We start from the raw sequence: 25,764 nt of genomic DNA on the forward strand, positions 1-25,764 counted from the left end.
AAATTTTGAGTTAGATTTTTGGCTAAATTTGGCATTTTTGTTTGGTTTTGGCATTCAATTTGCTAATATCTTTATTGCTATTATATTGATGATTGAACAACTGTTTTATGAGTGATTTTCAGAACACTGAAGCTTATATAGTAGATGCGATGGGAAAACCTTGCCCAATGCCATTGCTCATGTTAAAAAAAGCCCTTAAAAGCCAAACTGGAAAATTGTTGTTGCTCAAGTCTTCTGACCCGCATAGCCAACAAGACGTGAGTCGCTATTGTGAAATACACAATTTAAATTTCCAACTGAATAAAGTTTCAGATTCTGAGTTTCACTACTTAATTGAATCTTAAATATTTTCAGTTAAAATAATTTGCTTCAAATTTGAATAAAACTTTACATTTCTATACCCAATTTTCCATAATTTCCGGAAATATTGGATTAATATTGAAATCAATTACTGGGTAATTCCATCATACCCTTAAGGAGAATACATGAGTGACAGCAGCAATCAATTGATGCCCCTGTCATTATCGGCGCCTGGGGTGAATCTTGGTGCTTATATCAGTACTGTAAACCAGATTCCAATTTTGACAGCCGAACAAGAAAAAGCCTTGGCGGAACGTTATTACTACGACCAAGATTTAGACGCAGCAAAAATGCTGGTCATGTCGCATTTACGTTTTGTTGTGCATATTGCACGTAGCTATGCTGGCTATGGATTACCTCAAGGAGATTTAATCCAAGAAGGTAACCTTGGCTTAATGAAAGCTGTTAAACGCTTCGACCCTAATATGGGTGTTCGTTTAGTTTCTTTTGCTGTGCACTGGATTAAAGCCGAAATTCACGAATATGTTATTCGTAACTGGCGTATTGTAAAAATTGCAACAACCAAAGCACAGCGTAAATTATTTTTTAACTTACGTAGCCTTAAAAAATCGTCTAAAAAATTGACGCTAGAAGAAGCGCAATCTATTGCTAAAGACTTAAACGTTACCGCTGAACAAGTTTTAGAAATGGAAGGTCGTTTAACTGCATACGATGCTGCTTTTGAAGCCACTGGCGATGACGACGATGAAGGTTCAAGCCACGTTGCACCAGCGTTATACCTAGAAGATAACCGCTATGACCCTGCTCGTCTGATTGAAAATGAAGACTATGAAGAACAAAGTACATCTGCGCTTCATGAAGCAATGGAACAGTTAGATGATCGTTCTCGCAACATTTTACAGCGTCGCTGGTTAGATGATGAAAAATCGACTTTGCATGAACTGGCAGCTGAATATAATGTGTCTGCAGAACGTATTCGTCAGTTAGAAAAAAATGCGATGGAAAAAATTAAAGTGGCGATGTCGTCGAATTAATTTATTCCCTTTCGTCAGAAAAAGCGCTTCGGCGCTTTTTTTATTATTGCTATTTATAAGTTTAACTATAATATCTATGAAAATTATAAATATTAACTTAATTATTACTAACAAGAGCTTCTTATGACTGTATATAACAATAACAACTCTGTTTTAATTGACGGGTTAAATAGTGCTATTCGAATAAATCAAGCAAACCTTCTCATGAAAAACATAGATACCTTTAACAGTCTATCTGACCTATTAAATAACGGTGCCGTTTGCCATGATGCAGCTGCGTTAATTCATTTTCTAAAAAAACCGCATTTATCTGCCCATGATTTATATTGTTTAAAACATTACAACACAAAAGAATGGATTCATTATTTTTATACTTTTCACACTGAATGGGATGGTATTTCTGATATTCCAGCTGGAAAGGTTATTGGTTTTTTTAAAGATACTCACACATGGATTCCAATGAAAATTACGCACAGTGCTATTGCTGTCGGCGGAACTAAATTTCGAGGAATTAATGGAAAATCATTAGGAGAGTCTTGGTCACAAGTGAGTGATCTTAAAACTGTACTCACTTTCACACAAAATGGTATGGAACATGATGGAACTATAGTCAAAGTTTTAATTTCTGATAAATAATACAAAAAGGCTAGGTACAAAGCACTTAGCCTTTTTATAAACTCAAAATTAATAGTTTATAAAATAAGGATTAGAGAAACTCTTTAAATCGACTTAACCAGCTAAGCCTAATATGCTAAGGTAATGCGCAAATCTTATCAGGGTAACTTGCGCATGTGGATTGGAATCTCTGCGATTAACCTCGCCCTCGCTGTCATGCTTGGCGCATTTGGCGCACATGGTTTAAAAAAAATAGCCTCAATCGAGCAACTCGCATGGTGGCAAACCGCAACAGACTATTTCTTCTATCACGCACTAGGGTTATTAGCCCTTGCAATCCTGAGCAGAGTCATCCCTCAACTCCCCATTAAAGTCAGTTTCTGGCTCATTCAAATCGGCATCGTGTTCTTCTGTGGCTCACTTTACATCATGGCTTTGGGCTTACCGCGTATGCTAGGTGCAATTACGCCAATTGGTGGCGCACTGATGATTTTAGGCTGGCTAATTTTGGCTTGGAATGCTTTTAAATACGCAAAATAATATAGCAACTGCTTAGGAAATGAAGCCATGCAGATTTACTTAAATGGTGAAGTACAGCAAACGACTTGCACCACACTTCTAGAATTGATTCAAGAACTCGCTCTAGATGGCAAACGTTTTGCCGTTGAACAAAATGAAATGATTATTCCCAAAAGCAAATTAGCACAAAGCCCTATTTGTGATGCAGATCGTATTGAGATTATTCAAGCCGTCGGTGGCGGTTAATCGGAGCTCCCATGGAAGATACATTTAAAATTGGTTCACGTACCTTTAACTCACGCCTGTTAGTGGGTACGGGTAAATATAAAGACCTACATGAAACTGACTTAGCAATTCAAGCCAGTGGCGCAGAAATTGTGACCGTGGCCATTCGTCGCGTGAACATTGGACAGCACCCAGATCAACCAAATCTGCTTTCGGTTGTTCCACCAGAGAAATATACGATTTTACCCAATACGGCGGGTTGCTTCGATGCCAACAGCGCAGTGCGTACTTGTATGCTGGCACGTGAACTTTTAGATGGTCACAACTTAGTTAAGCTTGAAGTTTTGGGTGATGAAAAGACACTCTATCCAAATGTAACCGAAACTTTAAAAGCGGCGCGCACTCTCATTGACGATGGCTTTGAGATTATGGTCTATACCTCAGATGACCCAATCGTGGCGCAAGAACTTGAAAGTATGGGCTGTGTTGCCATTATGCCTTTAGGAAGCTTGATTGGTTCAGGTTTAGGGATCTTAAACCCGCATACACTTTCGATTATTAAAGAAAATGCCAAAGTGCCTGTATTAGTCGATGCAGGTGTAGGCACAGCCAGCGATGCAGCTATTGCAATGGAATTAGGTTGCGACGGTGTACTCATGAATACTGCTATTGCTGCTGCACAAAACCCAGTTTTAATGGCATCCGCAATGCGTAAAGCAGTTGAAGCTGGCCGTGAAGCTTTCCTTGCGGGTCGCATGCCACGTAAACGTATGGCCAATGCCAGCTCGCCTGAAACAGGCTATTTCTTCAAATAAATATTTCCTGAAAAGCGAATTTTGGTTATAAAAGAGGACTGCAACAGTCCTCTTTTATTTTGGATGACGCTTTGAATGCTAATAATGAAAAAAATAACACCACGCATATTTCCACTCTTATTGAGTAGTTTGCCTATTTTTGCTTTTGCACAAGTACCACAGCAATATAGCCAGCTAGCACCAATAGGCTGGTCTGTTTTATCTGGCGCTTCAGGTGATTTAAATAAAGATGGACGTAGCGATATTGCTCTCGTACTTGAAAAAAAGAAAACGGACCTTCCATTAACAAAGGACAATGGCGAAGCACTCCACAACAATGCCCGAAAACTCGTAGTATTTTTTAATACACCTCAAGGTTATAAATTAGTCGCAGAAAACCAAAGCCTTCCTGTAGCAGAACAGCCTAACTCGTGTTTACTTGACCCGCTTGCAGAATCAGAGGGTATCGGTATCAATAAAGGCGTACTTTCAATTGAGTTCAGTTATTTTATGTCTTGTGGTGGCTGGGAATGGCCAAGACACAATTATGCTTTTAGATGGCAAAATAATGGATTTGAATTAATTGGTTTTGATTACTACAGCTTTCATAGAGCCAGTGGTGATGAAACCAATAAGAGCTATAACTTTTCAACCATGAAACGTAAAGAAATTGTGGGGGGCAATATGTTTGAAATCCGAAAATCCCAAACAAAATGGAGCAATTTTAAAAGCCATCAAAAATTCACTTTAGCCAATATCAATTTTGCTGACTTTTACAGCCAATTTGAATATTAAATTTTATATACACGTTTCTAGTTTTGAACACTTCTAATCTAAGAATGAAAAAAGCCGCCACATTTGGCGGCTTTTTTATGCTGTCATGATTAAGGAATGAGGCCTTCATCACGCATAGCGATTTGCACGGATTGGCGTGCTGCTACATTATTACGAATAGCAATAATGTTTTTATACGGCGTTAAGTCGTGATGAATAACATTCGACCAGTTTGTTAAAACGAATAAATAAGCATCCGCTGGGCCAAAGTTATCATCAACCAAGTAATCGTTATCTGACTCACCAATTGCTTTATCGATGTATGTTAATAAACGATCAATCTCTTTATAGCCCTTTTCTTTGCCAGCTTCATCAAGTGCGCCACCAAAAAATACAGCATAGGCATCGTGTAATTCTGAGTTTAAGTAACCTAACCACTCAAGTACTTTGGCACGGCCTAAGCCTGAAGGTGGGATCAAATCTTGTTTTGGATCATGCTGAGCCAAAAATGGCAAAATAGCGACGTTCTCAGTAAGGATCAAGCCTGGGTTAATTTCAAGTGCTGGCACATAGCCTTTTGGGTTTACGTCGTAGTAATCGGTGCCCTTTTCTGTTTTATGTGTTTTTAGGTCTACGCGTACTAAATCAAAATCGACATTAATTTCATTTAAAATGATATGGGCTGCCAATGAGCATGCACCTGGCGCATAGTAGAGCTTCATATTTGATCCTTGTTATTTAACTATTAACTGTTTTAAATCTCTTCTAACAAACTTTCAAGTGATCGAACCTGTAAATTGCAAAAAGCATAAATGACTAAATTTCACCTATGCTTTGAATATTGTGCATAAATGGATTTTTTTCAAGTTAAACCGTCATGCTTTTTGTATTGAAGATGATTTAACATACGCAGGTTTTCAATTTGATGAAAAAGACTGTGCTAAAGCTTAAAAAAGATGAATGGTTTTCCAACATTCGTACCGATGTATTGGCTGGCTTGGTGGTCGGTTTAGCCTTAATCCCTGAATCAATCGCCTTTTCTGCCATTGCTGGTGTAGATCCACAAGTTGGTCTATATGCATCATTTTGTATTGCGGTGAGTATTGCTTTTTTTGGTGGTAGACCTGCCATGATTTCAGCAGCCACTGGTGCCATGGCCTTACTCATGATCACCCTAGTGAAAACACATGGCTTACAATACTTATTGGCAGCTACGGTTCTCACCGGCATTATTCAAGTGATTGCAGGCTATTTTCAAGTGGCCAAACTCATGCGCTTTGTCTCACAAGCGGTGGTCTATGGCTTCCTAAATGCTTTAGCGATTTTAATCTTTGTTGCTCAAGTGCCTGAAATGGCAAAAATGGATAGCTTAGGCTATTTATTTATGGCCCTAGGTTTAGCCATCATTTACTTATTTCCCTTTATCCCTAAAATTGGTAAAGCAATCCCCTCTCCGCTAATTTGTATTATTGTGCTGAGCCTGTTGGCATTAGGCTTAGGTGCCGATATGCGTACCGTCAGCGACCTAGGCCACTTCCCAGACACCTTACCAATTTTTTTAATTCCAGACATTCCATTAAATTTTGAAACCTTACAGATTATTTTCCCTTATGCCATCACTTTAGCCACCGTAGGCTTGCTTGAAACTATGATGACCACTACTGTCATTAATGAAGTGACTGGTACTGAAGGTGATCGCCATCAGGAATGCCGTGGACAAGGTTATGCCAATATTATCAGTGGCTTTATGGGCGGTATGGCAGGTTGTGCCATGATTGGCCAATCGATTATCAATGTGAGCTCAGGTGCACGTACTCGCCTCTCCACTTTGGTTGCAGGCGTATTCCTGCTTTGCCTTGTGGTGTTTTTTAAAGATTGGCTAGCTTATGTACCAATGGCAGCACTGGTTGCCATTATGGTGATGGTTTCTTTCACGACTTTCCAATGGGGTGCCATTAAGCAATTTAATAAGCATACACCTGCATTCAACATCGTGATGCTTGCAGTCGTACTCGTAGTCTTAGCAACACATAACTTGGCGCTTGGCGTATTTGTTGGTGTTTTACTCTCAGCTTTATTTATTATTAATCAATTAGAGAGTTCAGTGAAAGTTAGTGTCGACCATACAAATACTCACAGCAATTACACGATTTCAGGGCAAATCTTTTTTAGCAGTGCCGATAAATTTTATCAATTTTTTGATTTTAATCGCGCTGTGCAACAGGTGACCATTGACCTTAGCCATGCACATATTTGGGATATCACCTCAGTCAATATGCTCAACACAGTAGTCGAAAAATTTGAGCAACAAAGTATAAGCGTAAAACTCATTGGTTTAAATGAAGCCAGTGCAACCTTAATTGATCGTGTAAATAACTAAACATCTATCCCTGCAACTCAAATTTGATATTAAAAAGCAGAATCATTTATTCTGCTTTTTTAATGTTTTAGTTTAATTTCACAGATTTATTTGATGCTTTAATGTACACTTACATACAATAACAATTCATCTTGCTAAGGCTATTCTTGTACTCATGCTGAAACAGCACCCCATTTTTTTACATTTAACAGCATGGGTTTCTTTATTTTGCCTGTTTGTGCTCTGTTTTGGTCTATTTGGATTCAGTGCAAGTGCGCATGCAAATTTTGAACAAGCAATACTAAAACAAGAATGCACAGCCCACATCCAAAATATTTATAGTGCAAAAGGCTCAGCCCACTATCCTGAAAATATCCCTCAGCAAGGTTGGCAAAAGCTTCAACAACTTCCTGACCGTTGGCATGATCGCTGGCCCAACTATCATGGCAATGCATGGTACAAAATTGAATGGAATTACCAGTGCCCAAACCCAACTGTTGTTACGCCAATTAGCCTGAGCATTGAAAGTATTACTCAAACAGGCCAAGTCTTTATTAATGACAATTTGTTATGGCGTGATATTGCCACTACAGAGCCAATCTCGCGGAATCAGGTAAAACCGCATTTATGGAATATTCCAATTGCAAATTTGCATCAGGGTAAAAATATTATTTGGATACAAGTACAAGGCAATCAAATTCAAAAATCAGGTATTGGGCATGTCGCTTTAGGTGACTATACGCAAATGTACAAACTGTATAATTCTTGGTTATTAGAAAAGCAAACTCTGCCTTATTTTAATAGCATGATTAATATGGTTATTGGCTTATTTTGCTTACTGGTTTGGATGATCAGCCGTAAAGAATCTGCTTTTTTCTGGTTTGCAATGGTATCTTTTTTATGGGTAAGTTATAGCACACTGGTGATATATGCAGACCCAATTTCATTTTTAACAAGTGTGCAGCTAGAGCGCATTCAGAACATTATTTTCTGCTTTTATGTTGCTATTAGTTGCTTAGGTGCATGGCGCTTCGCGGGCTTTAGCTTTCCTAGAATTGAAAAAGCACTTTTCGGTTTTGCTATTATTGCATCAACGTGTATTGCCGTTAGTCCGATTGAATATGCAGCCCAAGTCATCCAAGTATTTTTTGGTATTACTGTACTGATTTTTATTGCTAAATGCATTAGCTATCCATACTTCGCCTATAAATCGCGCCTGCCTGAAACCTATTTTTTAGCCGTGACCTATGTGGTTTTTGTACCTATTGCCATACATGACGCTATTTTCATGTCCACGCTACAAGGTAAACCACTTTCACCTTATACAGCACCATTTTCATCGGCTGTGATTGGATTTGTCTTGGCATTTCGTTTGGCACGAAACGCCCGTGAAATTGAACGATTTAATCAAACACTCACACAAAATATTAAGCAAACTAAGCAAGAACTGACCGAGTCTTTAGGTTTGCAGCAAAAACTTGCAGTACAAAATGCACGTTTGCAAGAACGAATTAACTTATCGCATGATCTGCATGATGGTTTAGGTGGATCGATTTTCCGTTCAATGGTATTGCTCGAACAAAATGAAAAAATTGAAAAAAATCAGGTCTTATCGATTTTAAAACTGTTACGCAGTGATTTAAGACAAGTGATTGATTCGGGTGCGAGCTTAGGTGCAGAGATTCCAGCAACACCCATTGATTGGGCAGCCACAATTCGACATCGTTTTGTACAATTATTTGAAGAACTGGATATCCGTTCAACGTGGGAACTTCCTCAACATTGGGGTACTTCACCAACCGCATTACAATGCTTAACGCTGACCCGTTTAGTCGAAGAAGCTCTAACCAATATTATGAAACACAGTCAGGCGACCCAAGTGACGATTCGTTTACATGAAAATGACGTACAACAGCTGGTTTTAAGTATTATTGATAATGGTTGTGGCTTCACCCCGCAAGCGGATCAGTTTGGCTTACATGTCGGTTTACAAAGCATGCAAACCCGTATTCAGCGTATTGGTGGTACTTTTAGTATTGAATCTCAGCCAGGACATACGCAAATCCAAGCGATTTTACCTTTGCAAAACAATATGATAACACCCAAAATAGACCCATAAAAAAACATCACCAATGTCATTCACATTGGCGATGCATTAGTTGTTTTATTTATTTTAAAATCAATAAAACCATTCTAAATTGAGCTACAGTATATTACCCACTTATGACTTACGTCGACTCAATTGCGCATATAAGGCTAAGCCAAGCATGCTCAGCAAGCCCAATACACCTATGCTACCGCCACTGGTCTTATGATCTTCTGCGGGGGGTGTAACTTCATTTAAATCTAAATCCACAATTACAGGATCATGATCGGATGAGCGAAATGCATCAGCATTAAAGAATAATTGCTTTTGTTCTTCAGATTTAAACTCATCGTTATAATCTAATGCGGTAGGTTCATCGGCATTAATATGCCAAGCAAAAGTTCGCTTCACCATTGGATATAAATTTTCATCCGCAATTGCGTGATCTAAATTACCTGCACCCCCATAACCCTCGCTATTACTCGCCACCCCAAAGACATAACTATAGGCTGACTGGCCTTGGCCAATTTTTTCATCATTGAGCAAAATTTTATAGTTTGATTTTTCAAAGGCTAAAATTGGATCTTCTTTGGCATAGCTATTCATATCACCCAATAGCAACACGTTAGATTTTTGCGTCAAACTCACTTGTGCTTTTGCCACCCATTGCATCAACTTAGCAACGGACTTGGTTCGCAAATCATTCCAACACCCTTGTCCATCACCTTGATCTGCATCTAAAGAGGTCGCATCTGTGGGACAACTTCCCTTCGACTTTAAATGGTTCGGAATCACCGTAAACAGTTTGCCCCCTGCTACAGGCTTAAAGCTTTGTAAAAATGTCACACGGTTCAAATTTGTCGCATCATCATAAACAACAGGCTCAGCAACAGGCATTACACGCTTGCTGTTATAAATCACCGCCACAGCAATTGCATCGCTTCCGAGTTTATCTTTCGCTGGAACGACATATTTCCAATCTGCGCCTAAAGCCTTGGTTAAATATGCAATTGCACTTTTATCGCTATAGCCATTGTTTGCTATTTCCATTAAAGCAAATACATCGGCATCAATTTGCTTCATCGCACTGACAATTTTTTGATGTTGTTTATCAAACTCGGCTTGTGTTGTTGCGCCACGCTCGGTAGGAAAGCCCTTTTGCAAACCATTGTCATAGTTCAGCACATTAAAAGATGCAACACGTATTTGCTTAGTCTCTTTGGCTATAGGCACTGTACGTGGATTTAAGCTGGTCGTGAGCACAGGTACATCAAGATCTGGACGTGGCTGAATGCGCCATTGATCATAACGATATTCTAATATGCCCTGTGCATTTTGAATTTCATTGCCTGAGCGCAGGGTATTTTTTGCACTAAAATTCGCGGGTAACCACGGTGTTCTATTTTGGTTATTATAGCCATCATCAAGCACAATTTTTGATAGTTTATTTTGTTTTGCCAACGCGATTGCCTCTGGCGACTTGGCTGGATATAAATTCGTTGGAATAAATTGACGTGCTGTGCTTAACACAACAGAACCATAGCGACCATATTCATAATTTTCACTGACCGTTAACTTCTGTGGCAGTTTAACCAACATCCCTTGATAGCGTTTAGGCACATTTCCTGTACTCGCATCTAAGCTATCAAAAGGTAAATTGATACTTAGAGGCTGTACCAAAGAAGCGACATTTTCCTGACAAGCCACAATATTGCTACTTAAATCTTGAAGCTGTAATTGATTTTGATAATTGGTGAGCTTGCCTTTTAAAATCACTTCATCACCCACTTTTGCACCCTGAATCGTACTACTTGCGGGTATATACACAAATATGGCATTGTTTTGACCCGCTTTGGCCTTACTGTCCACGGTTTGTACATAAAAACCGTTAAAGCCATTGCTATATCTAAAATCTGCGGTCATTACACCACGTACGGTATATGACTGATTTAAGGGTGCCGTTTGTAGCTCAGCAATGGGGGTCGTTGTCGCGCTACAGCTCAAAGTTTCTAAGTCAGGTGGTACAGTGCTGTTCGCAAATAAATGGCGACTATATGCGCTACGGTCTGACCACTTTGTCCATTCGCTGTCTAAATCAAATACGGCGCTTGGATTTACCGATGTTGTATTATTGCTCTTCTGAATACGCGTTAAACTATTTTGATAGCTGGTGAGCGCAGTTCCCCAACCTGTACCTGGATCTTCACCAACGCGACCAAAACGATCCACTGCTGTATTTCCATTCATCAAAACCAATGCATCATCACCATTAAATGACAATGCTTTGGTCAAAAACTGAAACGGTGTAGTAATAGATGCTAAAGCCGTCTGTAATTCTGAGCGACCCACAATAATTTTCTGCTGTGGCCCTAAGCTTCCAGACAAGGCAAACGTATTTGTCGCTATACTCGCACCATTGCTATATTGCAAAATATTATAATTGGACAAATCCACTGTTTTTTGGTCTGGGTTATATATTTCGACACCTTTTTGGTTCGATACCCCATCAATATATTGACTAAACATAATCTCTGCATGTGCAGACATGTTATAGCCACTCAGCAATATACACAGCGTTAATAATTTTGGATTTAAATTATGGCTATGGCAATTTTTAGATGTTCGTATTTTCATGAATATTTGAAAAGTTGTTCAAAAGATCTACAGCCTAATCAGGCGAAATGACACGCCCATGAAAACTAAATGACAATTTAGCTTCGGCCTTACAACAAATTCAGGCGCTAATCTGCTCATTTTCGGCTAAAAAATTTGACTTGTTTCGCTCAGGACTTAAAATACCGCATTCTGAATTTTTTAGATTTGCCAAAGTTATGTCGAACGATCAATTAGACCAGCAAGTCGTGGAGCTGGACAACTTAAACGAACAGCGTGAAATTGTTACGTTTATGCGTCGCTCAGCACCGCTGAACACCTCTCAACGTACTGCGCTTGAACAATATGGTCACCTAATTTTGGAATACCCTGTGGGTGACTTACGTCAACACTTCGAACACCCAGAGCGCCCTTTAACTGTCGAAATCGGTTTTGGTATGGGTCGTTCATTGGTGCTTATGGCCAAAGCCAATCCTGAACGTAACTATGTCGGTATTGAAGTTCATGTACCGGGTATTGCACAGTGTGTATTTGAAGCAGGTATGGCAGAACTTAAAAACTTACGTGTTTTAGATGCTGACGCAATTCAAGTCCTTCGTGAAATGCCAGACAATAGCATTAATGCTGTACAGCTTTATTTCCCAGATCCATGGCAGAAGAAACGTCACTTCAAGCGCCGTTTTGTATCGCATGATCGTATGCCACTGGTTGAGCAAAAGCTTGAGCTAGGTGGTACATTCCATGCTGCAACAGATTGGGAACCGTACGCAGAGTGGATGATTGAAGTTCTTGAAGAACGTCCACGCTTAGAAAATCTTGCAGGTAAAGGCAACAGCTACCCACGTCCAGATTGGCGTCCACAAACTAAATTTGAACGTCGTGGTTTAGAAGCTGGTCATAAAATTAATGACTTTATCTTTAAGAAAATTTCTTAATCCAAATGTTTAAAAAAGCGCTCAATAGAGCGCTTTTTTTATTTTTTACTTGTTCGTTTAACGAATAAACATGCGATAAATAAACTGCTGAATCCAAGTACCATAAGGCGGGTAAATCAGCTTCATTAAACTAAACTTCGGCCTTACAAAGACAGATTTAGCATGACTAAAAGTTTTAAATCCCTCATGCCCATGATAATGCCCCATCCCCGATGCCCCAATCCCACCAAAAGGCATATCTTCCATGCCAGCAGTCATCAGCGTTTCATTTAAACACACGCCACCACTATGCGTGGCATGTAATACTTTTTGTTGCTCTATTTTGTTATAGCCAAAGTAATACAATGCCAAAGGTCGCTCATGCGCATTAATATAGGCAATCGCTTCATCAATATGCGTATACGTTTTGAGTGGCAAAATCGGTCCAAAAATTTCATTTTGCATCAATAACATATCATCGCTTACATTTGTGACGATCGAATGCGCCATACGGCGTTCATCATTTAAGATGTCATCATTAAATATGCTGGCACCTTTCACTTTCGCATCGCTTAAATAATGTTTTAGCCGTTCAAATTGGCGTTCATTCACGATAGCCGTGTAATCAGCATTTTGCTGAATGCTATTAGGATAAAAACCTCTTAAAGCCTCAAAATAGGCTTGAATAAATGTCTCTTGTTGGCTTTCATGCACAAAAGCATAATCAGGTGCAACACAGGTTTGACCTGCATTCATGGTTTTACCAAATGCCAAACGTCTTGCGCTTTCTTTTAAGTCTGCATCTACAGCAACAATCACCGGTGATTTACCACCAAGTTCCAAAGTGACAGGTGTTAAATTGTCTGCAGCAGCGTGTAGCACATGCGGTGCTATCGCTGTCGCCCCAGTAAATAACAAATGATCAAAGGGTAATTTCGTGAATTTTTGTGCTATTTGTGCATCACCTGTAATGACATTGACATGACTTTGTGGGTGCTTTTCAGCAATAAGCTTCTTAAACAAGGCTGAAAATTCAGGTGTGTACTCACTCATTTTAAGCATGACATGATTACCTGCTGCCAAAGCCTGTGCCAAAGGCCCCAAAGCTAAAAATAGCGGATAATTCCAAGGTACAACAATTCCCACTACCCCAACAGGCTGATACATCACATAACCAGATGCTGGCTGAAACAAGATACCGATATCACGCTTGCTGGGCTTCATCCATTGTTTCAAATGCTTCAAACTATGCTTAATGCCATTTAGACTGGTCATAATTTCAAACAAACGCGTTTCATCTACACTACGGTTGGAAAAATCACGACTAATCGCCTGTGCAATATCATCCTGATGTTCGACCAACATCTGCTGCAGTGTCAGTAAATGTTGCTTACGCTGTTCATAACTGGCATAAGGTTGCTGTGCGAAAGCCTGCTGTTGTAACTCAAAAATACCCTGTAGTTTTTCATCGTTTAACAATGTATGTTCTACTTTATTGATCACTTCAGTATGTTGATCTAAGCTGTGTGCTAGTGTCATGACAAGTATCCTTTTCTTTTTGTTTTAGCTGTGCTTTTTAACATAGTCAGTGTCCGATAAAACCAAATGTGATATCAGTACCACAACATATCTCTTTAAGCCACTTGTTGACGTTTATTTGCTTCGCGAAGTAAATCAACTGCCTTTTCGGCAATCATAATCACAGGTGCATTGGTGTTACCATTGACCACTGAAGGCATAATTGAAGCATCAATCACACGTAAATTTTGTATACCATAAACCCTTAACTCTGGGTCCACTACAGCCATTTCATCAATCCCCATTTTACAACTGCCCACAGGGTGATAAACCGTATCTACGCGATTACGCAATATTTCTCGAATGTCCTCATCCGTTTTAACATTTGAAGTAAATAAATCTTCTTTGTACATTTCTGCTAGGACTGGATCTTGCATCAATTGCCGAGTTAATTTAAAGCCCTTAACCAAATCTTCCAAATCTCGATCATCACCTAAAAAATTTGGATTAAGCAATAATGGATCTGAGATTTTATTGCCACTGAGTTTCACACTGCCACGACTGCGTGGATTTAACAAACATACATGGCACGACACACCATGACTGGCATGAAACTTACGAGCATGATCATCAACCAAAGCGACCACAAAGTGTAACTGTAAGTTAGGAATCTCTAACGCTGGATCACTTTTTAAGAAACCACCACATTCAGCAAAGTTCGAGCTAATCATGCCTCGACGTTCTTTACGATAACGCTGAATCTGCTTAAACATCGACATTGAACCAGGTATCGAAATACCAAAGGTATTTTGCGTATCATGTACACTATAACCAAAAATAAAATCAGGGTGATCATGGAAGTTTTTGCCCACGCCGGGTAAATGCTGCTTCACTTCAATGCCATGCTGTTGTAGCTCTGTTTGATCTCCAATCCCAGAGAGCATTAGAATCTGTGGTGACTGCATAGCACCCGCACTGAGTAAGACTTCTTTGCGTGCTTTAATGGTTTTAACTTGACCTGCATGCTCGACTTCTACCCCCACAGCCGTTTTATGCTCAATGATAATTTTGTGCGTCATGGCCTTGGTCCACACCGTCAAATTAGCGCGTTGCAAATGTGGAAATAAATAAGCACGCGCAGCACTACAACGTTCACCATTGATATGGGTAACTTGATATACCCCCAAGCCTTCCTGCTCTGCACCATTAAAATCATCTAAAATGCGATAACCCTGACTTTTGGCTGCCGCAATATACCGTGCATGAATTGGGTTATCTGTACGTAAATCAATCACAGATAATGGGCCAGAATTGCCATGATATTCATTTTGAATGCGTTCATTATTTTCGGAACAAATGAAATAAGGCAATACCTCTTCATAAGACCAGCCAGTATTGCCTTGCGCTGCCCATGCATCGTAGTCTGCGCGATGCCCGCGGATATAAATCATGGCATTAATAGCAGAAGAACCACCTAAGCATTTTCCTCGGGGTTGGTAGCCTTTGCGCCCATTAAGTCCTTTTTGCGGTACAGTTTCAAAAGCCCAATTATTAATTTTTGTGGGTAAACTCATTACACATGCAGCAGGTACATTAACCGTCCAACTATCTCCTTGGCCACCAGCTTCTAGCAGACATACTGAAATATTGGGATCTTCGCTTAAACGACTGGCCAATACACAACCCGCACTACCACCGCCGATAATGATGTAATCGAATTCCTGCTGCATTTTATTCTTCCTTTGGACTTTTTATTTTTTGTGTCTAATTATTTAATAGCACAGAATGCTCAAACACTACATCTATGTTTTTATATAAATCTCTCTTTTTTTAAAAGTCACCAATAAAAAAATTCAACAAGCTGTTTAATACTCTGCAATAAAGCCTTGATAGGATAAAACCTGAGTAAACGAGTGCACCTGTACAAAGCCAGCTTCACGTAATAGATTAAAAGTTTCATGCGTGCTTAATGCATAAAAATCATCCTGCATTCTGCTCTGCATCGCCTGCACTTGCTTCTCTAAAAGCCCATTCATCAAACACATTTGCTGTAAAGCTTCAGCTTCTTGCTTAAAAGAAAATTGAGTTAAATCAAATGTTAAAAAGATGCCATTCATTTTCATACAGCGTCTTGCAGCCTGCATAAACTCCAGCTTGTGTTCAAAAGGAATAAAGTGCGTGACCAAAATCGATAAAACTGCATCAAACTGAGGGGAATGTTCAAAATCTATATGACTACCCAAGATAAAATTGACCCGATTATCATTATTCCACAACGCCACATAATCTTTGGCTTTGTCCAGCATTGGCTGAGAAAGCTCTGTAACCGTAAATCTGCATCGCGGAAAAGCTTGTAGCAGATAGCCCAGTTCGTAGCCCGTCCCAACACCAACAATCAACACATGCGCATCTTGAGATAAATGCGCCTGCAGTATTGCCAAAATCTGCTGATGAACCAATTGATAACCGGGAATCAATTTACGGATATGCAGGTCATAGCCCTCTACCACCTGCGGGTTGCAAAAATCCTTTGCCACAATGCTTTCCTTTTAGATATTTAGTCCATTACAACTTAAATAGAATGATGACGTTTTAAAATTTGCTCACTCATCAATGTATACACTGCCTTTAAATCATCATGTCCTGCGTGTAGCAACATGTCACTATGCATGGCAATAATGTTTTGATCACCGCGCATCGCAGGGCCGGTTTGCATCATTCGGGGGTCTGACTGAGTGGCTTTTTGCGCGGTCTCCAATATTAAGGGATATAGCAAACTAAAATCGACCTGTTTGGCATCCACTACTTGCTTGGCCATGTCAAAGCAATAATTGCTAAAATTACAGGCATACACCGCTGCCAAATGCAGACTCAAGCGCTGTGCAGAGTCGTATTGATAAACACGCTGACTCAATTGCTGTGCCAGCATCGTTAAAGTCTCTAAGTCGGTCTGCTCAACAGCTTCTACAAACAAAGGCGTACTCAACCAATCGACTTCACGTTGCATGCTAAATGTTTGTAGCGGATAAAACACACCAGAGCGAGCATGCACAGTGCTTAACTGCTGGATGTCGGTACTGCCTGAAGTATGCACAATAAGCGTATGCAGTAAATATGGATGTACTGCTTCAATCACCGTTCGAATTGCACTATCGCTCACCGCAATAATCAATAAATCTACGTTTGGGTTTAATTGAGAGATGTCCTCCACGGCATCGGCGCCAACCGCTTGCGCAAGTTGCTTTGCGCCCTCAGAGCTACGGCTATAAATATTGATAATCTGATGATGTTGCTGCAATACATGCGCAAAATGATGTGCTACCCGCCCAGCCCCAATAAAACTAATTCGCATTTTATGCTTCTCATTCATCTTGAAAGCTAAGCATGCCAAGAAAAAAGGGATGCTTCAATTCATCCCTTTTTATTTATACAGATTTTAAAAGTAACGTGTGGTCACTTTTCTTATATATTCAAGCTTGAATATTCAATAAATCTCTTTCATAAATCATTTTTTGAACTATTAAAATTCATGATGTAAATTCCCTCTCTTTGAGGAGATGAGAAGCACTGATTCACAAGGGAGAGGTTTTTTAAACTTAAAACCCCTCATCCTCTTGCGGAATGTATTCCTCATCCCAAAGGGAGAAGGGACTTTCATTGATAATTTAAGTACCAATTAATGTTCATTTTTTAATTTTTGAAAGAGCGCTAATGCTTAATTAAATAGGTTATTCAAATATACTGTACGCTCTTTGGTTTTTTGCACAAAACACTGACTATATTGGATCGCTTGGTTTTGTTTTTCCATTACATCGTTCCAATAGCGATGTTGCTGTTGATAGGTTTCAAGCTCGCTATCTTTTAAGTCATATACACGTTTTTGCGAAATTACCTTACAGTCCACATCACGTTTTTCGAACCAATCAGACTGGTCTTGTTGTTGTGCCGTTTTTTGCTCTGGACTAAAACGATCCCATGTACTGTTCAAACGTTCCACCACAGCTTTTTGTTCTGCATCGACTTCTTTTTGACGAATATCGAGGGCTTTCTGCGCCAAGGCCGTTTGTGCAGCATTCTCTTTATTGTATTCCTCTACACTTTGCTGGTTGGCCTCAATATCGGCCTTATTACGTTTTTGATATGCCTCAAAATTTACCGCTAACTCTGAAATTTTAGCAGACAAACCCACTAAACTCGCACTTTCTACCGACAAACTAATTTCATCATTGTCTGAGCGTTCCAAGCTATATTTAAAGTCTGAACCACTAATCTTATCGTCTTGAAGTTTTAAAGAACTCCACTCATTCTTAATTGAATCTTGTAATGTATAAGAACTTGGAGATTCAGTGTCTTCGCCATCACACTCGTCACATGGTTCTTCTAAATACGCATTTTCTGCGCGCTTTTGTAGGCCTTTCGGCAAGATCGCCACCAGCAAGCTACTACATTCAAGTTGTTTTGCTTGCTCAGGTTGTTCTGTATGTGTCGCAATATGGCTAATTTCAAATTTAATATTTTTACGGATTTTTTCTAATAAAACCTGATCAGACTCATAGCCAGATTGGCGCAAGCGTTGATCTAATTGAGATAAATAATCTTCTTTTAAATGATTTTGAATTTGTTCTACATTCGCTGGCGCACTACAGCTCCAATCTTGTAATTTTGCTTTTTCATTTGCAGTTGTATCTTTTTTACGAAAATCACATGCAGTCAGTATCAAACTACTACATACCACACCTGCTATAAATACAGATTTCATTTTTTTAAACCAAACATTGTTATTATTCGTGGCCAATTTAAGCAAATTTTCACAAAAAAACAAGATCGCCCTCGTAACATCGAGAGCGATCTTATTTCACACACACTATTTCACTTCAGTGACACCTTGATTAGTGACTTCACGTACTTTACCCGTCTCTGTATTTAACACTTCAAATTCAATCCGACGGTTTTGGAATTGACCTTCTGGTGTTGAATTGTCTGCTTTTGGTTGCTCTTGGCCATAACCTTCGGCTTTCAATTGTGCTGGGTCGACTCCTTTTGCAACTAAATAATTTTTAATTGCTTCGGCACGTTTTAAAGACAAAGCTTTGTTGGCTTCAGCATTACCAACAGAATCTGTAAACCCTTTGATAGTCAGTTGTACTTGCGATGCACGTTGCATGAGTGCAGCTGCCTGATCCAAAATCGATTGATTTGCTTTTGGAATTTCACTTGAACCTGAAGCAAAATTAATAATTTGCATATTTAATGCAGTTGCTACATCCAAAGCATGGATTTTATCTGGATTAATGCTTGCCAAGGCTTTTTGTGCATTGCTAATACTGTTATCTACTGTACTGTTAATATCGACGGGTTGTTGCCCAACCACCTTCATATTTGGCACGAGACCTTGTACTTGTGATATCAACCGATTTGCATCTGCATTATTTGCTGTTTGTATAGAGAGTTGATCGCCCATCCATGTTAAAGAGGCATTTGGCACCCCTTTGAACAATTTTAATACCGATGGAATCGATTCCTGATCGATAAATTGCGTATGGTATGCCGCATCAGTTTCGGCACCACAACCTGTTGGATGGGTAAAAATTTGTTTAACCTCATTTTGTAAAATATTCATATATGAGGCATTATTAACATAAATCTGACAAGTCGATAGTTCACCTTGGGCATTGGTACTCAATTGGAATTTGGCAGGTTGATTACTGCTACTTTGTACAGGAGTAACCGTCTCCGCTTGCTTACGTTCAGAGCAAGATTTAAACCAAAAGCCTGCCAGCAAAGCCAAAATAACCAAGGCAATCAATGCGATCCAAGAACCTGATTTTTTTTCTTCCACAGGCTCTGTTACATGTCTTACTTCTGCCTGATGTACTGTTTCACCTATAGCCGTATTAATACCTAAAGTGGCCAACATTCCAGCTGCCCACTGTGGTAAGGCCCTTTTGATTCCATCAAAATGGGTTTCAATCAAATGTACAATCGCATCAGGGTCAGATGAGCCTGCTTCAGATTGTAAAAAACCCATTACTGGCATAATGGATTTATTTAAAGTGTGTTCAATTTCTGGTGCAGGTGCAGCACCTGAAACAGTGTCCAAAAACTTTTCTTTCAATCCAATATTAGACTGAAAGATGTCAATTAAACATGGATTGAGCTGATCTGCCAAACTGGCAATTAAGCCAGGCTTTGCTTTAAAAACACTGAGTAAAATAGGATAAAACTGGTTTAATGCATTATTTTTTTCAAATAAATGCTCACTTTCACCATCTAATACAATGGCTGAAACCTGTTGTTTTAACAGCTCTAATAAATCAGTCATAAGTATATTCCTTGTTTAGCCTTGTTCTTTTTTCATTTCTTTTCTTTCTAATCTTTTAAAGTGTATGCCTGAATATTTAAATCATTGTGAATAATTGTATTTCTTTGATAAGTGGTATTTACACCATAAAAAAAGCCAGCCGAAGCTGACTTTTTAAATACAAACTGAGCACACCATAAAGCGTTTAATTAAGCCTTAAAAGTCACCAGTGCTTTACCTTTTACTGTTGCGCCAATCAGTGGAGTATTTTTACCGTTCGACACAATACTGTCTTTTGTAATTGTCCATTCAAGCTCTGGATCAACCAATACCCAACCTGCTTCTTGTTCCCAACGCGTTTGCATTTGAGCAACAATTGCAGGCTGTAGTGTAACTTTTTTCACCCATTCTAGTGGCTCAAGCAAACCATCATTAACCAGTTGTACGCCAAATGGAATGAACGTATCAAATGCTGTAAAGCCTGGTTGTGTTTCAGCAAATGGCGCCATTTTGGCAGAACTGCTAAGCGGTTCATGATGCGTACAAATCGCATCAATCACCCCTTCTTTTACACCTTGACGTAATAATGCTTTGTCTTGTTCATCACGAAGTGGCGGACGCACATGCGCCAATGAATTAAAGCCATCAATCAATTGATCCGTTAAATGCAATTGATGCATAGCCACATCACAAGTTACTGGTAAACCTTTTGCTTTTGCATTTTTAATAAGTTCAACTGACGCGCCACAAGACAATAAACCAAAGTGAGCACGTACACCTGTCGCTTCAATCATTAATAGATATTTTGCAATCGCAACTGTTTCAGCTAAAGCTGGAATCATTGGCAACCCTTGACGAGATGCAATAAAGCCTTCATGCACACAGCCATCTTTCGCAATTTGGTGCTCTTCAGCATAGAATACTACCGTCATATTGACGCCAGCTGCATATTCTAAAGTACGAATCACCACATCATCATTGGCAAATGGCGCATTGGCATTTGAAACTGCGGTACAACCACCTTTTTTCAAGCCCGCCATATTGGCAGGTTGTTGTCCTTTCAAACCTTGGGTTTGTGCACCAATCACTTGTAAATAAATACCACCATCCAACATGGCTTTTTCAACTAAACCATGAATAAGGGCGCCATTGTCTTGCACAATTGGCTTTGAATCTGGTGGTGTAAATACATGCAAAATACCATTTGCAACGGCAGCTTTACCTTCTGATTTAAGCGTACCGTGTTGCTGCTGACCTGGTTCACGTAAGCGTGCACATAAGTCAACCATGGTTGGCATTAACCATTTACCTTGGCCGTTTATTGTTTCAGCAACATTGTCTGTCGCGCCAACCAATTGACCATTTTCAACATAAACCGTTTGCACGCTGTCAGTATTTTGAATCGGGTCTAAGACACGTACATTTTCAATTTTTACAATAGTCATGACTTCTACCTTATCCCGCAACCGCTTCTAACAAACCTTTCTCTTCTAATTGACCTTGCATTGCTAAAGCCAAAACTGCCATACGCACTGCAATACCGTTCGTTACCTGATTTAAAATCACAGACTGTGGGCCATCAGCAATACTTGAGTCAATTTCAACGCCGCGGTTCATTGGCCCAGGATGCATCACGATACAATCTGGTTTTGCCATCGCAAGACGTTCTTTGTTCAAGCCATACATTTTGTAAAATTCAGCTTGTGAAGAAAGTGCTGGTGAATCAATACGTTCATTTTGAATGCGTAAAGTAATAATCACGTCACAATCTTTAATGCCATCTTCCATATTATTAAATAGACGAATACCTTCGCCATATTCATCAAATCCATAAGGAAGAAGTGTATTTGGTGCAATCACACGAATATCTTTACAACCTAAGGTTTGCAGTGCAGCAACATCTGAACGCGCAACACGCGAGTGTTTAATATCACCAATAATGGCAATGCTAATATCTTCAAAATTCTTTTTAGTTTCACGGCGAATCGTTAGCATATCCAACATGGCTTGGGTTGGATGTGCATGTCGACCATCACCTGCATTAATAATGGCAATGTTTGGACAAACGTCTTTTGCAATAAAGTGAGCAGCACCTGAAGAGGAATGACGAACTACGAAAATATCCGTCGCCATTGCTTCTAAATTCCACAGCGTATCACGCAGTGTTTCGCCTTTTGATGTACTTGAACGTGCAATATCAATGTTGAGTACATTGGCAGATAAGCGCTTTGCAGCTGCTTCAAATGTGGTACGCGTACGTGTTGAATTTTCAAAAAACAGGTTCATTACCGTACGGCCTTCAAGAAGATTATTGGTAATAAGCTGATTTTGGTCATTAAAAAAGGACTGTGCAGTGTCCAATATTTTTGTGAGAGTTTCTTTAGAAAGACCTTCGATGGTAAGGAAATGTTTTAAGTGACCATCTTGGTTGAGTTGAATCTGGCTCGGTGTATGCAATGCCGCCAAGTGCATGAGAGATTCCTTATCGTTAAGTTAACGCATTATACAGAGAATCTAGCAAATTGGCAGTTGAAGTTTTCAGCAATCGCACCAAAGCTCAGCCGAAATAAAAAATAGAATTCTATATTCCTATGTATAAATTCAATTAGATAATTTAAACAAAATCATTATAATGAGTCCTTTGCTGTATTGTCTGATCGCGACTTAACGATCTAGCCCTCACTCTCTAAAGTAAGAGCTAAACGTATTAAAATTATACGTATCAGCGAGCAAAACAGCCTTTATATCTGCATCATGCTCTAGCGTAAAGCGCCAATATAATGGTGTGAAACTTGCGCCTTATAAATCTCATCCTCTGTTGCTTCGCAGTATGGATCTTCTTGATCCTCTTTCATTTCAGCCACAAGCGTATCAGCGACAGGCAATTCAACTTGTGTTTCATCTTCTACATCCAACTCCATCATCAACTGTAAACGAACACTTAAACGATCAAGTTCTGTATCATGTGCTTGTAAAGCCAACTTAATCACGTGATATGCATATTGTTTATTCTCGACCATATACATCACATCAATGACACGAACACCTAAACGGCGCATTCGTGCATATAAAAGTGTTGCAACTGAAAATATTTCTGAACTACTGGCTTGTTCGACATGTTGCATCATATTCCCCTTTTAATAAATGATCTCAAAAGCGCAAAACTCTGAATATCTGAAGATACTCAGGCGCGAGCAGTAACTAAGCAAAACACATACCAATCACATAAATTCTCACTTGATTAATACCAATATCTAATTTCAGCGATTGTGCTAAAAGTTGAATATTTCTTAATGATCCTATGCAGATGAAGCGCCCAAATAGTCGAAAATACGTTAAAATAGTCGATTGCTTTTTTTGCTTTTGGAAATTTACATGAATTCGAAACCGCGTCTTTCTACATATTGGGTCACCTGTGCAGATGGACTTGAAACCTTACTCCGCGAGGAAATTGAAGGTTTAGGTGTTCAAAATATTGAACAATTCCCGGGTCGTTTGGTTTTCAAAGGCACACTTGAAGATGCTTACCGCATTTGTATGTGGTCACGTCTTGCATCACGTGTATTAACACCAATCCATACACATGAACTTGATTTCACTCACGATGCGCGTGATGTTGCCGAAGAGCTCTATGAGGGTGCAATTAACTTTGACTGGTCGCTTATTTTTGCACCACAAAGTACCTTTGCTGTACGCCTACATATTGAGCGTGATATTAAAGTTAACAGCCAATTTGCAACTTTACGTGTGAAAGATGGTGTTGTTGACTCATTCATGGAAGCGGTTGGCAAACGTCCAAGCATCGATATTAAGCAACCTGAAATCACACTTTATGTATTGGCGGGCAAAAAAGAACACACCTACTGCCTAGACTTATCAGGTGACTCATTACATAAACGCGGTTACCGTCGTTATATGACGGATGCGCCAATCAAAGAAAACTTAGCAGCCGCTATTCTGCAAAAAGCAAAACTAAAAGAACGTAATCCTGAAATTATCCTAGATCCAATGTGTGGTTCTGGTACGTTTATTATTGAATCACTGATGATTTTGACTGATCGTGCGCCTGGTTTAGTGCGTCGTTTTGGTTTTAATGGTTGGAACGGTCATGACCATGAACTTTGGATGAGCATTAAAGCAGAAGCTGCTGAGCGTCATGCTCAAGCTTTAGCACAACCATTACCTCAGTTTTATGCTTATGATGCAGATTGGGAAGCCGTAAAAGCCACCAAACAAAACATTATTGCTGCTGGTTTTGAATCTGTACTCGATCAAATCAAAATTGAAGAACGTACTTTGGCTGACTGGCCAGACTTCCAAGCTGTTGGTAAGCGTTCATTCGTCGTAACGAACCCGCCATACGGCGAACGTTTAGGTGACAAAGCATCTAACCGTGCATTGTATTTGGGCCTTTCTGCACTCTTGCAAAAGAATTTCCCAAATCAATATGCAGCAGTTATTGCAGCTGCCGTTGAACAGGCCGATGTTCTGGCTTTTGATGAGCCACAAATTTTGCGCTTAATGAATGGTAAATTACCTATTTATATCCGCTTTGGTGTAATCAAACCTACTGCAGTTGCACAGCCTTTCTTGGCAACTTGGCAACCGCAACAGTTTGAAGCCATTGAAGGTGCGCAAGATTTTACCAACCGCTTGCAAAAGAACATGCAGAACCTGAAAAAATGGGCTGTGAAAGAAAATGTCTTCTGCTTACGCCTTTATGATGCTGACTTACCAGACTTTAATGTCGCTGTCGATTTATACGGTGATCGCCTGCATGTACAAGAATATGCGCCACCAAAAACAATCGACCCTGAAAAAGCAAAAAAACGCTTTAACTTGGCATTGGCATCTATTCGTGCTGTTACAGGTTTACCACGCGATGCGATCTTTATTAAGACCCGTGCACGCCAAGAAGGTAAAACTCAGTATACAAAACAAAGTACTGCATCGAAACGTTTTATCGTTCAAGAAGGTAAAGCTAAAATTTTAGTTAACCTCACCGACTATTTAGATACAGGTTTGTTCCTTGACCACCGTCAAATGCGTTTACGTATTGCTGCAGAAGCACGCGGTAAGCATTTCTTAAACTTGTATAGCTACACATCTACAGCGAGTTTACATGCTGCCTTAGGTGGTGCTGCCAGCACAACAAGTGTCGATCTTTCAAATACCTACCTAAACTGGTCTAAAGAAAACTTCGTGCTCAATGGTTTAACTGTTGATCATGCAGATGAACAACATCAATTCTTTGCTAGCGATTGTTTTGAATGGTTAAAAGAAGGTCATGAACAATATGACTTGATCTTTATTGATCCACCAACATTCTCAAACTCAAAGAAATTCTACGGTACCTTTGACGTACAACGTGACCACATTTCATTGATTAAACGTGCCATGAACCGCTTAACCACTGAAGGTACTTTATACTTCTCAAATAACTACCGTGGTTTTGAGATGAACGAAGAAATCGAAGCGATGTTTGATGTGAAAGAAATCAGCAACGAAACTATTGGTCTTGACTTCAAACGTAATACCAAAATTCACCGCGCATGGAAAATCACTCATCCGCCAGTGTAATTTAGATCGTCTTTAGATCTAAAAAAGAGGCCTATAAAGGCCTCTTTTTTTATGGAATGGAATGCAATTGCTTAAAACGATTTGCAAATACCATTCAAAATATGAGTGAAC

The 25,764-nt window shown here is 39.5% G+C and carries 22 protein-coding genes; 11 read left to right on the top strand and 11 right to left on the bottom strand.

Annotation, left to right across the window (positions count from 1 at the left end):
* Window positions 1–107: 107 nt before the first annotated feature.
* From DYI81_RS06290 to DYI81_RS06320, 7 genes are all read left to right on the top strand, one after another.
* Window positions 108–344: a sulfurtransferase TusA family protein gene (locus DYI81_RS06290; protein ID WP_106986045.1), complete on the top strand. Its 237-nt coding sequence runs from the start codon at window positions 108–110 to the stop codon at window positions 342–344.
* Between the two features lie 141 nt (window positions 345–485).
* The gene (gene rpoH, locus DYI81_RS06295; protein WP_106986046.1) at window positions 486–1,355 is read left to right on the top strand and encodes an RNA polymerase sigma factor RpoH; all 870 of its coding nucleotides are present in this window, start codon (window positions 486–488) and stop codon (window positions 1,353–1,355) included.
* A 123-nt stretch (window positions 1,356–1,478) separates the two neighbouring features.
* Window positions 1,479–1,991: a hypothetical protein gene (locus DYI81_RS06300; protein ID WP_106986047.1), complete on the top strand. Its 513-nt coding sequence runs from the start codon at window positions 1,479–1,481 to the stop codon at window positions 1,989–1,991.
* 153 nt (window positions 1,992–2,144) lie between these two features.
* Window positions 2,145–2,510: a DUF423 domain-containing protein gene (locus tag DYI81_RS06305; protein WP_117007026.1), complete on the top strand. Its 366-nt coding sequence runs from the start codon at window positions 2,145–2,147 to the stop codon at window positions 2,508–2,510.
* Between the two features lie 27 nt (window positions 2,511–2,537).
* A complete protein-coding gene (thiS, locus tag DYI81_RS06310; protein WP_106986048.1) occupies window positions 2,538–2,735 on the top strand; it encodes a sulfur carrier protein ThiS in 198 nt (65 codons plus the stop codon).
* Window positions 2,736–2,746: 11 nt separating this feature from the next.
* Window positions 2,747–3,529, top strand: a complete 783-nt coding sequence (locus tag DYI81_RS06315; protein ID WP_117007014.1) for a thiazole synthase — start codon at window positions 2,747–2,749, stop codon at window positions 3,527–3,529.
* Window positions 3,530–3,658: 129 nt separating this feature from the next.
* Window positions 3,659–4,303 carry a hypothetical protein gene (locus tag DYI81_RS06320; protein ID WP_147316028.1) on the top strand — a complete coding sequence of 215 codons (645 nt, stop codon included), beginning with the start codon at window positions 3,659–3,661 and terminating at the stop codon, window positions 4,301–4,303.
* A gap of 89 nt (window positions 4,304–4,392) precedes the next feature.
* On the opposite strand, the gene DYI81_RS06325 is transcribed toward DYI81_RS06320, so the two are convergent.
* A complete protein-coding gene (locus DYI81_RS06325) occupies window positions 4,393–5,004 on the bottom strand; it encodes a glutathione binding-like protein (RefSeq protein WP_106986051.1) in 612 nt (203 codons plus the stop codon).
* A 215-nt stretch (window positions 5,005–5,219) separates the two neighbouring features.
* Here DYI81_RS06325 and DYI81_RS06330 point away from each other — a divergent pair, with 215 nt between their 5' ends.
* A complete protein-coding gene (locus DYI81_RS06330) occupies window positions 5,220–6,662 on the top strand; it encodes a SulP family inorganic anion transporter (protein WP_117007027.1) in 1,443 nt (480 codons plus the stop codon).
* A 154-nt stretch (window positions 6,663–6,816) separates the two neighbouring features.
* Entirely contained in the window at window positions 6,817–8,760 is a 1,944-nt protein-coding gene (locus tag DYI81_RS06335; protein ID WP_106986052.1) for an ATP-binding protein, read from the top strand.
* A gap of 102 nt (window positions 8,761–8,862) precedes the next feature.
* Here DYI81_RS06335 and DYI81_RS06340 read toward each other — a convergent pair whose 3' ends face one another.
* Window positions 8,863–11,274, bottom strand: coding sequence for an ExeM/NucH family extracellular endonuclease (locus DYI81_RS06340; RefSeq protein ID WP_240627354.1), 2,412 nt, complete (start codon window positions 11,272–11,274; stop codon window positions 8,863–8,865).
* 284 nt (window positions 11,275–11,558) lie between these two features.
* Here DYI81_RS06340 and trmB point away from each other — a divergent pair, with 284 nt between their 5' ends.
* Window positions 11,559–12,275 (top strand): tRNA (guanosine(46)-N7)-methyltransferase TrmB, encoded by a 717-nt coding sequence (gene trmB, locus DYI81_RS06345; RefSeq protein ID WP_106986054.1) that lies wholly within the window; start codon window positions 11,559–11,561, stop codon window positions 12,273–12,275.
* Between the two features lie 57 nt (window positions 12,276–12,332).
* Here the strand turns inward: trmB and DYI81_RS06350 are convergent, their stop codons facing one another.
* From DYI81_RS06350 to DYI81_RS06390, 9 genes are all read right to left on the bottom strand, one after another.
* A complete protein-coding gene (locus tag DYI81_RS06350) occupies window positions 12,333–13,793 on the bottom strand; it encodes a coniferyl aldehyde dehydrogenase (RefSeq protein ID WP_117007017.1) in 1,461 nt (486 codons plus the stop codon).
* Between the two features lie 95 nt (window positions 13,794–13,888).
* Window positions 13,889–15,502: a choline dehydrogenase gene (locus tag DYI81_RS06355; RefSeq protein ID WP_117007018.1), complete on the bottom strand. Its 1,614-nt coding sequence runs from the start codon at window positions 15,500–15,502 to the stop codon at window positions 13,889–13,891.
* A 135-nt stretch (window positions 15,503–15,637) separates the two neighbouring features.
* On the bottom strand, window positions 15,638–16,309 hold the full coding sequence (locus DYI81_RS06360; protein WP_106986057.1) for a class I SAM-dependent methyltransferase: 672 nt from the start codon (window positions 16,307–16,309) through the stop codon (window positions 15,638–15,640).
* 35 nt (window positions 16,310–16,344) lie between these two features.
* Entirely contained in the window at window positions 16,345–17,142 is a 798-nt protein-coding gene (locus DYI81_RS06365) for a Rossmann-like and DUF2520 domain-containing protein (RefSeq protein WP_276310162.1), read from the bottom strand.
* 345 nt (window positions 17,143–17,487) lie between these two features.
* Complete coding sequence (locus DYI81_RS06370) at window positions 17,488–18,531, bottom strand: DUF1311 domain-containing protein (protein WP_117007028.1); 1,044 nt, start codon at window positions 18,529–18,531, stop codon at window positions 17,488–17,490.
* A 105-nt stretch (window positions 18,532–18,636) separates the two neighbouring features.
* The gene (locus tag DYI81_RS06375) at window positions 18,637–20,094 is read right to left on the bottom strand and encodes an OmpA family protein (protein WP_117007020.1); all 1,458 of its coding nucleotides are present in this window, start codon (window positions 20,092–20,094) and stop codon (window positions 18,637–18,639) included.
* A 188-nt stretch (window positions 20,095–20,282) separates the two neighbouring features.
* Window positions 20,283–21,518 (bottom strand): dihydroorotase, encoded by a 1,236-nt coding sequence (locus DYI81_RS06380; protein ID WP_106986060.1) that lies wholly within the window; start codon window positions 21,516–21,518, stop codon window positions 20,283–20,285.
* Between the two features lie 10 nt (window positions 21,519–21,528).
* Window positions 21,529–22,545: an aspartate carbamoyltransferase catalytic subunit gene (locus DYI81_RS06385; protein ID WP_106986061.1), complete on the bottom strand. Its 1,017-nt coding sequence runs from the start codon at window positions 22,543–22,545 to the stop codon at window positions 21,529–21,531.
* 287 nt (window positions 22,546–22,832) lie between these two features.
* The gene (locus tag DYI81_RS06390; RefSeq protein ID WP_322898940.1) at window positions 22,833–23,198 is read right to left on the bottom strand and encodes a hypothetical protein; all 366 of its coding nucleotides are present in this window, start codon (window positions 23,196–23,198) and stop codon (window positions 22,833–22,835) included.
* A gap of 250 nt (window positions 23,199–23,448) precedes the next feature.
* Between DYI81_RS06390 and rlmKL the strand changes: the two genes are divergently transcribed.
* Entirely contained in the window at window positions 23,449–25,653 is a 2,205-nt protein-coding gene (gene rlmKL / locus DYI81_RS06395) for a bifunctional 23S rRNA (guanine(2069)-N(7))-methyltransferase RlmK/23S rRNA (guanine(2445)-N(2))-methyltransferase RlmL (RefSeq protein ID WP_106986063.1), read from the top strand.
* Window positions 25,654–25,764 lie beyond the last annotated feature (111 nt).

Origin of the sequence: Acinetobacter sp. SWAC5, from assembly GCF_003419885.1 — a bacterium.
GTDB lineage: Bacteria > Pseudomonadota > Gammaproteobacteria > Pseudomonadales > Moraxellaceae > Acinetobacter > Acinetobacter cumulans.

What these genes read in the sequence shown, in the direction of transcription:
- DYI81_RS06315 (WP_117007014.1), top strand. Translation starts at nt 2,747, where the DNA reads ATGGAAGATACATTTAAAATTGGTTCACGTACCTTTAACTCACGCCTG.
- DYI81_RS06305 (WP_117007026.1), top strand. Translation starts at nt 2,145, where the DNA reads ATGTGGATTGGAATCTCTGCGATTAACCTCGCCCTCGCTGTCATGCTT.
- DYI81_RS06335 (WP_106986052.1), top strand. Translation starts at nt 6,817, where the DNA reads ATGCTGAAACAGCACCCCATTTTTTTACATTTAACAGCATGGGTTTCT.
- DYI81_RS06390 (WP_322898940.1), bottom strand. Translation starts at nt 23,198, where the DNA reads ATGCAACATGTCGAACAAGCCAGTAGTTCAGAAATATTTTCAGTTGCA.
- DYI81_RS06290 (WP_106986045.1), top strand. Translation starts at nt 108, where the DNA reads ATGAGTGATTTTCAGAACACTGAAGCTTATATAGTAGATGCGATGGGA.
- DYI81_RS06375 (WP_117007020.1), bottom strand. Translation starts at nt 20,094, where the DNA reads ATGACTGATTTATTAGAGCTGTTAAAACAACAGGTTTCAGCCATTGTA.
- DYI81_RS06300 (WP_106986047.1), top strand. Translation starts at nt 1,479, where the DNA reads ATGACTGTATATAACAATAACAACTCTGTTTTAATTGACGGGTTAAAT.
- DYI81_RS06325 (WP_106986051.1), bottom strand. Translation starts at nt 5,004, where the DNA reads ATGAAGCTCTACTATGCGCCAGGTGCATGCTCATTGGCAGCCCATATC.
- DYI81_RS06340 (WP_240627354.1), bottom strand. Translation starts at nt 11,274, where the DNA reads ATGTCTGCACATGCAGAGATTATGTTTAGTCAATATATTGATGGGGTA.
- rpoH (WP_106986046.1), top strand. Translation starts at nt 486, where the DNA reads ATGAGTGACAGCAGCAATCAATTGATGCCCCTGTCATTATCGGCGCCT.
- trmB (WP_106986054.1), top strand. Translation starts at nt 11,559, where the DNA reads ATGTCGAACGATCAATTAGACCAGCAAGTCGTGGAGCTGGACAACTTA.
- DYI81_RS06355 (WP_117007018.1), bottom strand. Translation starts at nt 15,502, where the DNA reads ATGCAGCAGGAATTCGATTACATCATTATCGGCGGTGGTAGTGCGGGT.
- DYI81_RS06365 (WP_276310162.1), bottom strand. Translation starts at nt 17,142, where the DNA reads ATGAATGAGAAGCATAAAATGCGAATTAGTTTTATTGGGGCTGGGCGG.
- DYI81_RS06350 (WP_117007017.1), bottom strand. Translation starts at nt 13,793, where the DNA reads ATGACACTAGCACACAGCTTAGATCAACATACTGAAGTGATCAATAAA.
- thiS (WP_106986048.1), top strand. Translation starts at nt 2,538, where the DNA reads ATGCAGATTTACTTAAATGGTGAAGTACAGCAAACGACTTGCACCACA.
- rlmKL (WP_106986063.1), top strand. Translation starts at nt 23,449, where the DNA reads ATGAATTCGAAACCGCGTCTTTCTACATATTGGGTCACCTGTGCAGAT.
- DYI81_RS06380 (WP_106986060.1), bottom strand. Translation starts at nt 21,518, where the DNA reads ATGACTATTGTAAAAATTGAAAATGTACGTGTCTTAGACCCGATTCAA.
- DYI81_RS06385 (WP_106986061.1), bottom strand. Translation starts at nt 22,545, where the DNA reads ATGCACTTGGCGGCATTGCATACACCGAGCCAGATTCAACTCAACCAA.
- DYI81_RS06370 (WP_117007028.1), bottom strand. Translation starts at nt 18,531, where the DNA reads ATGAAATCTGTATTTATAGCAGGTGTGGTATGTAGTAGTTTGATACTG.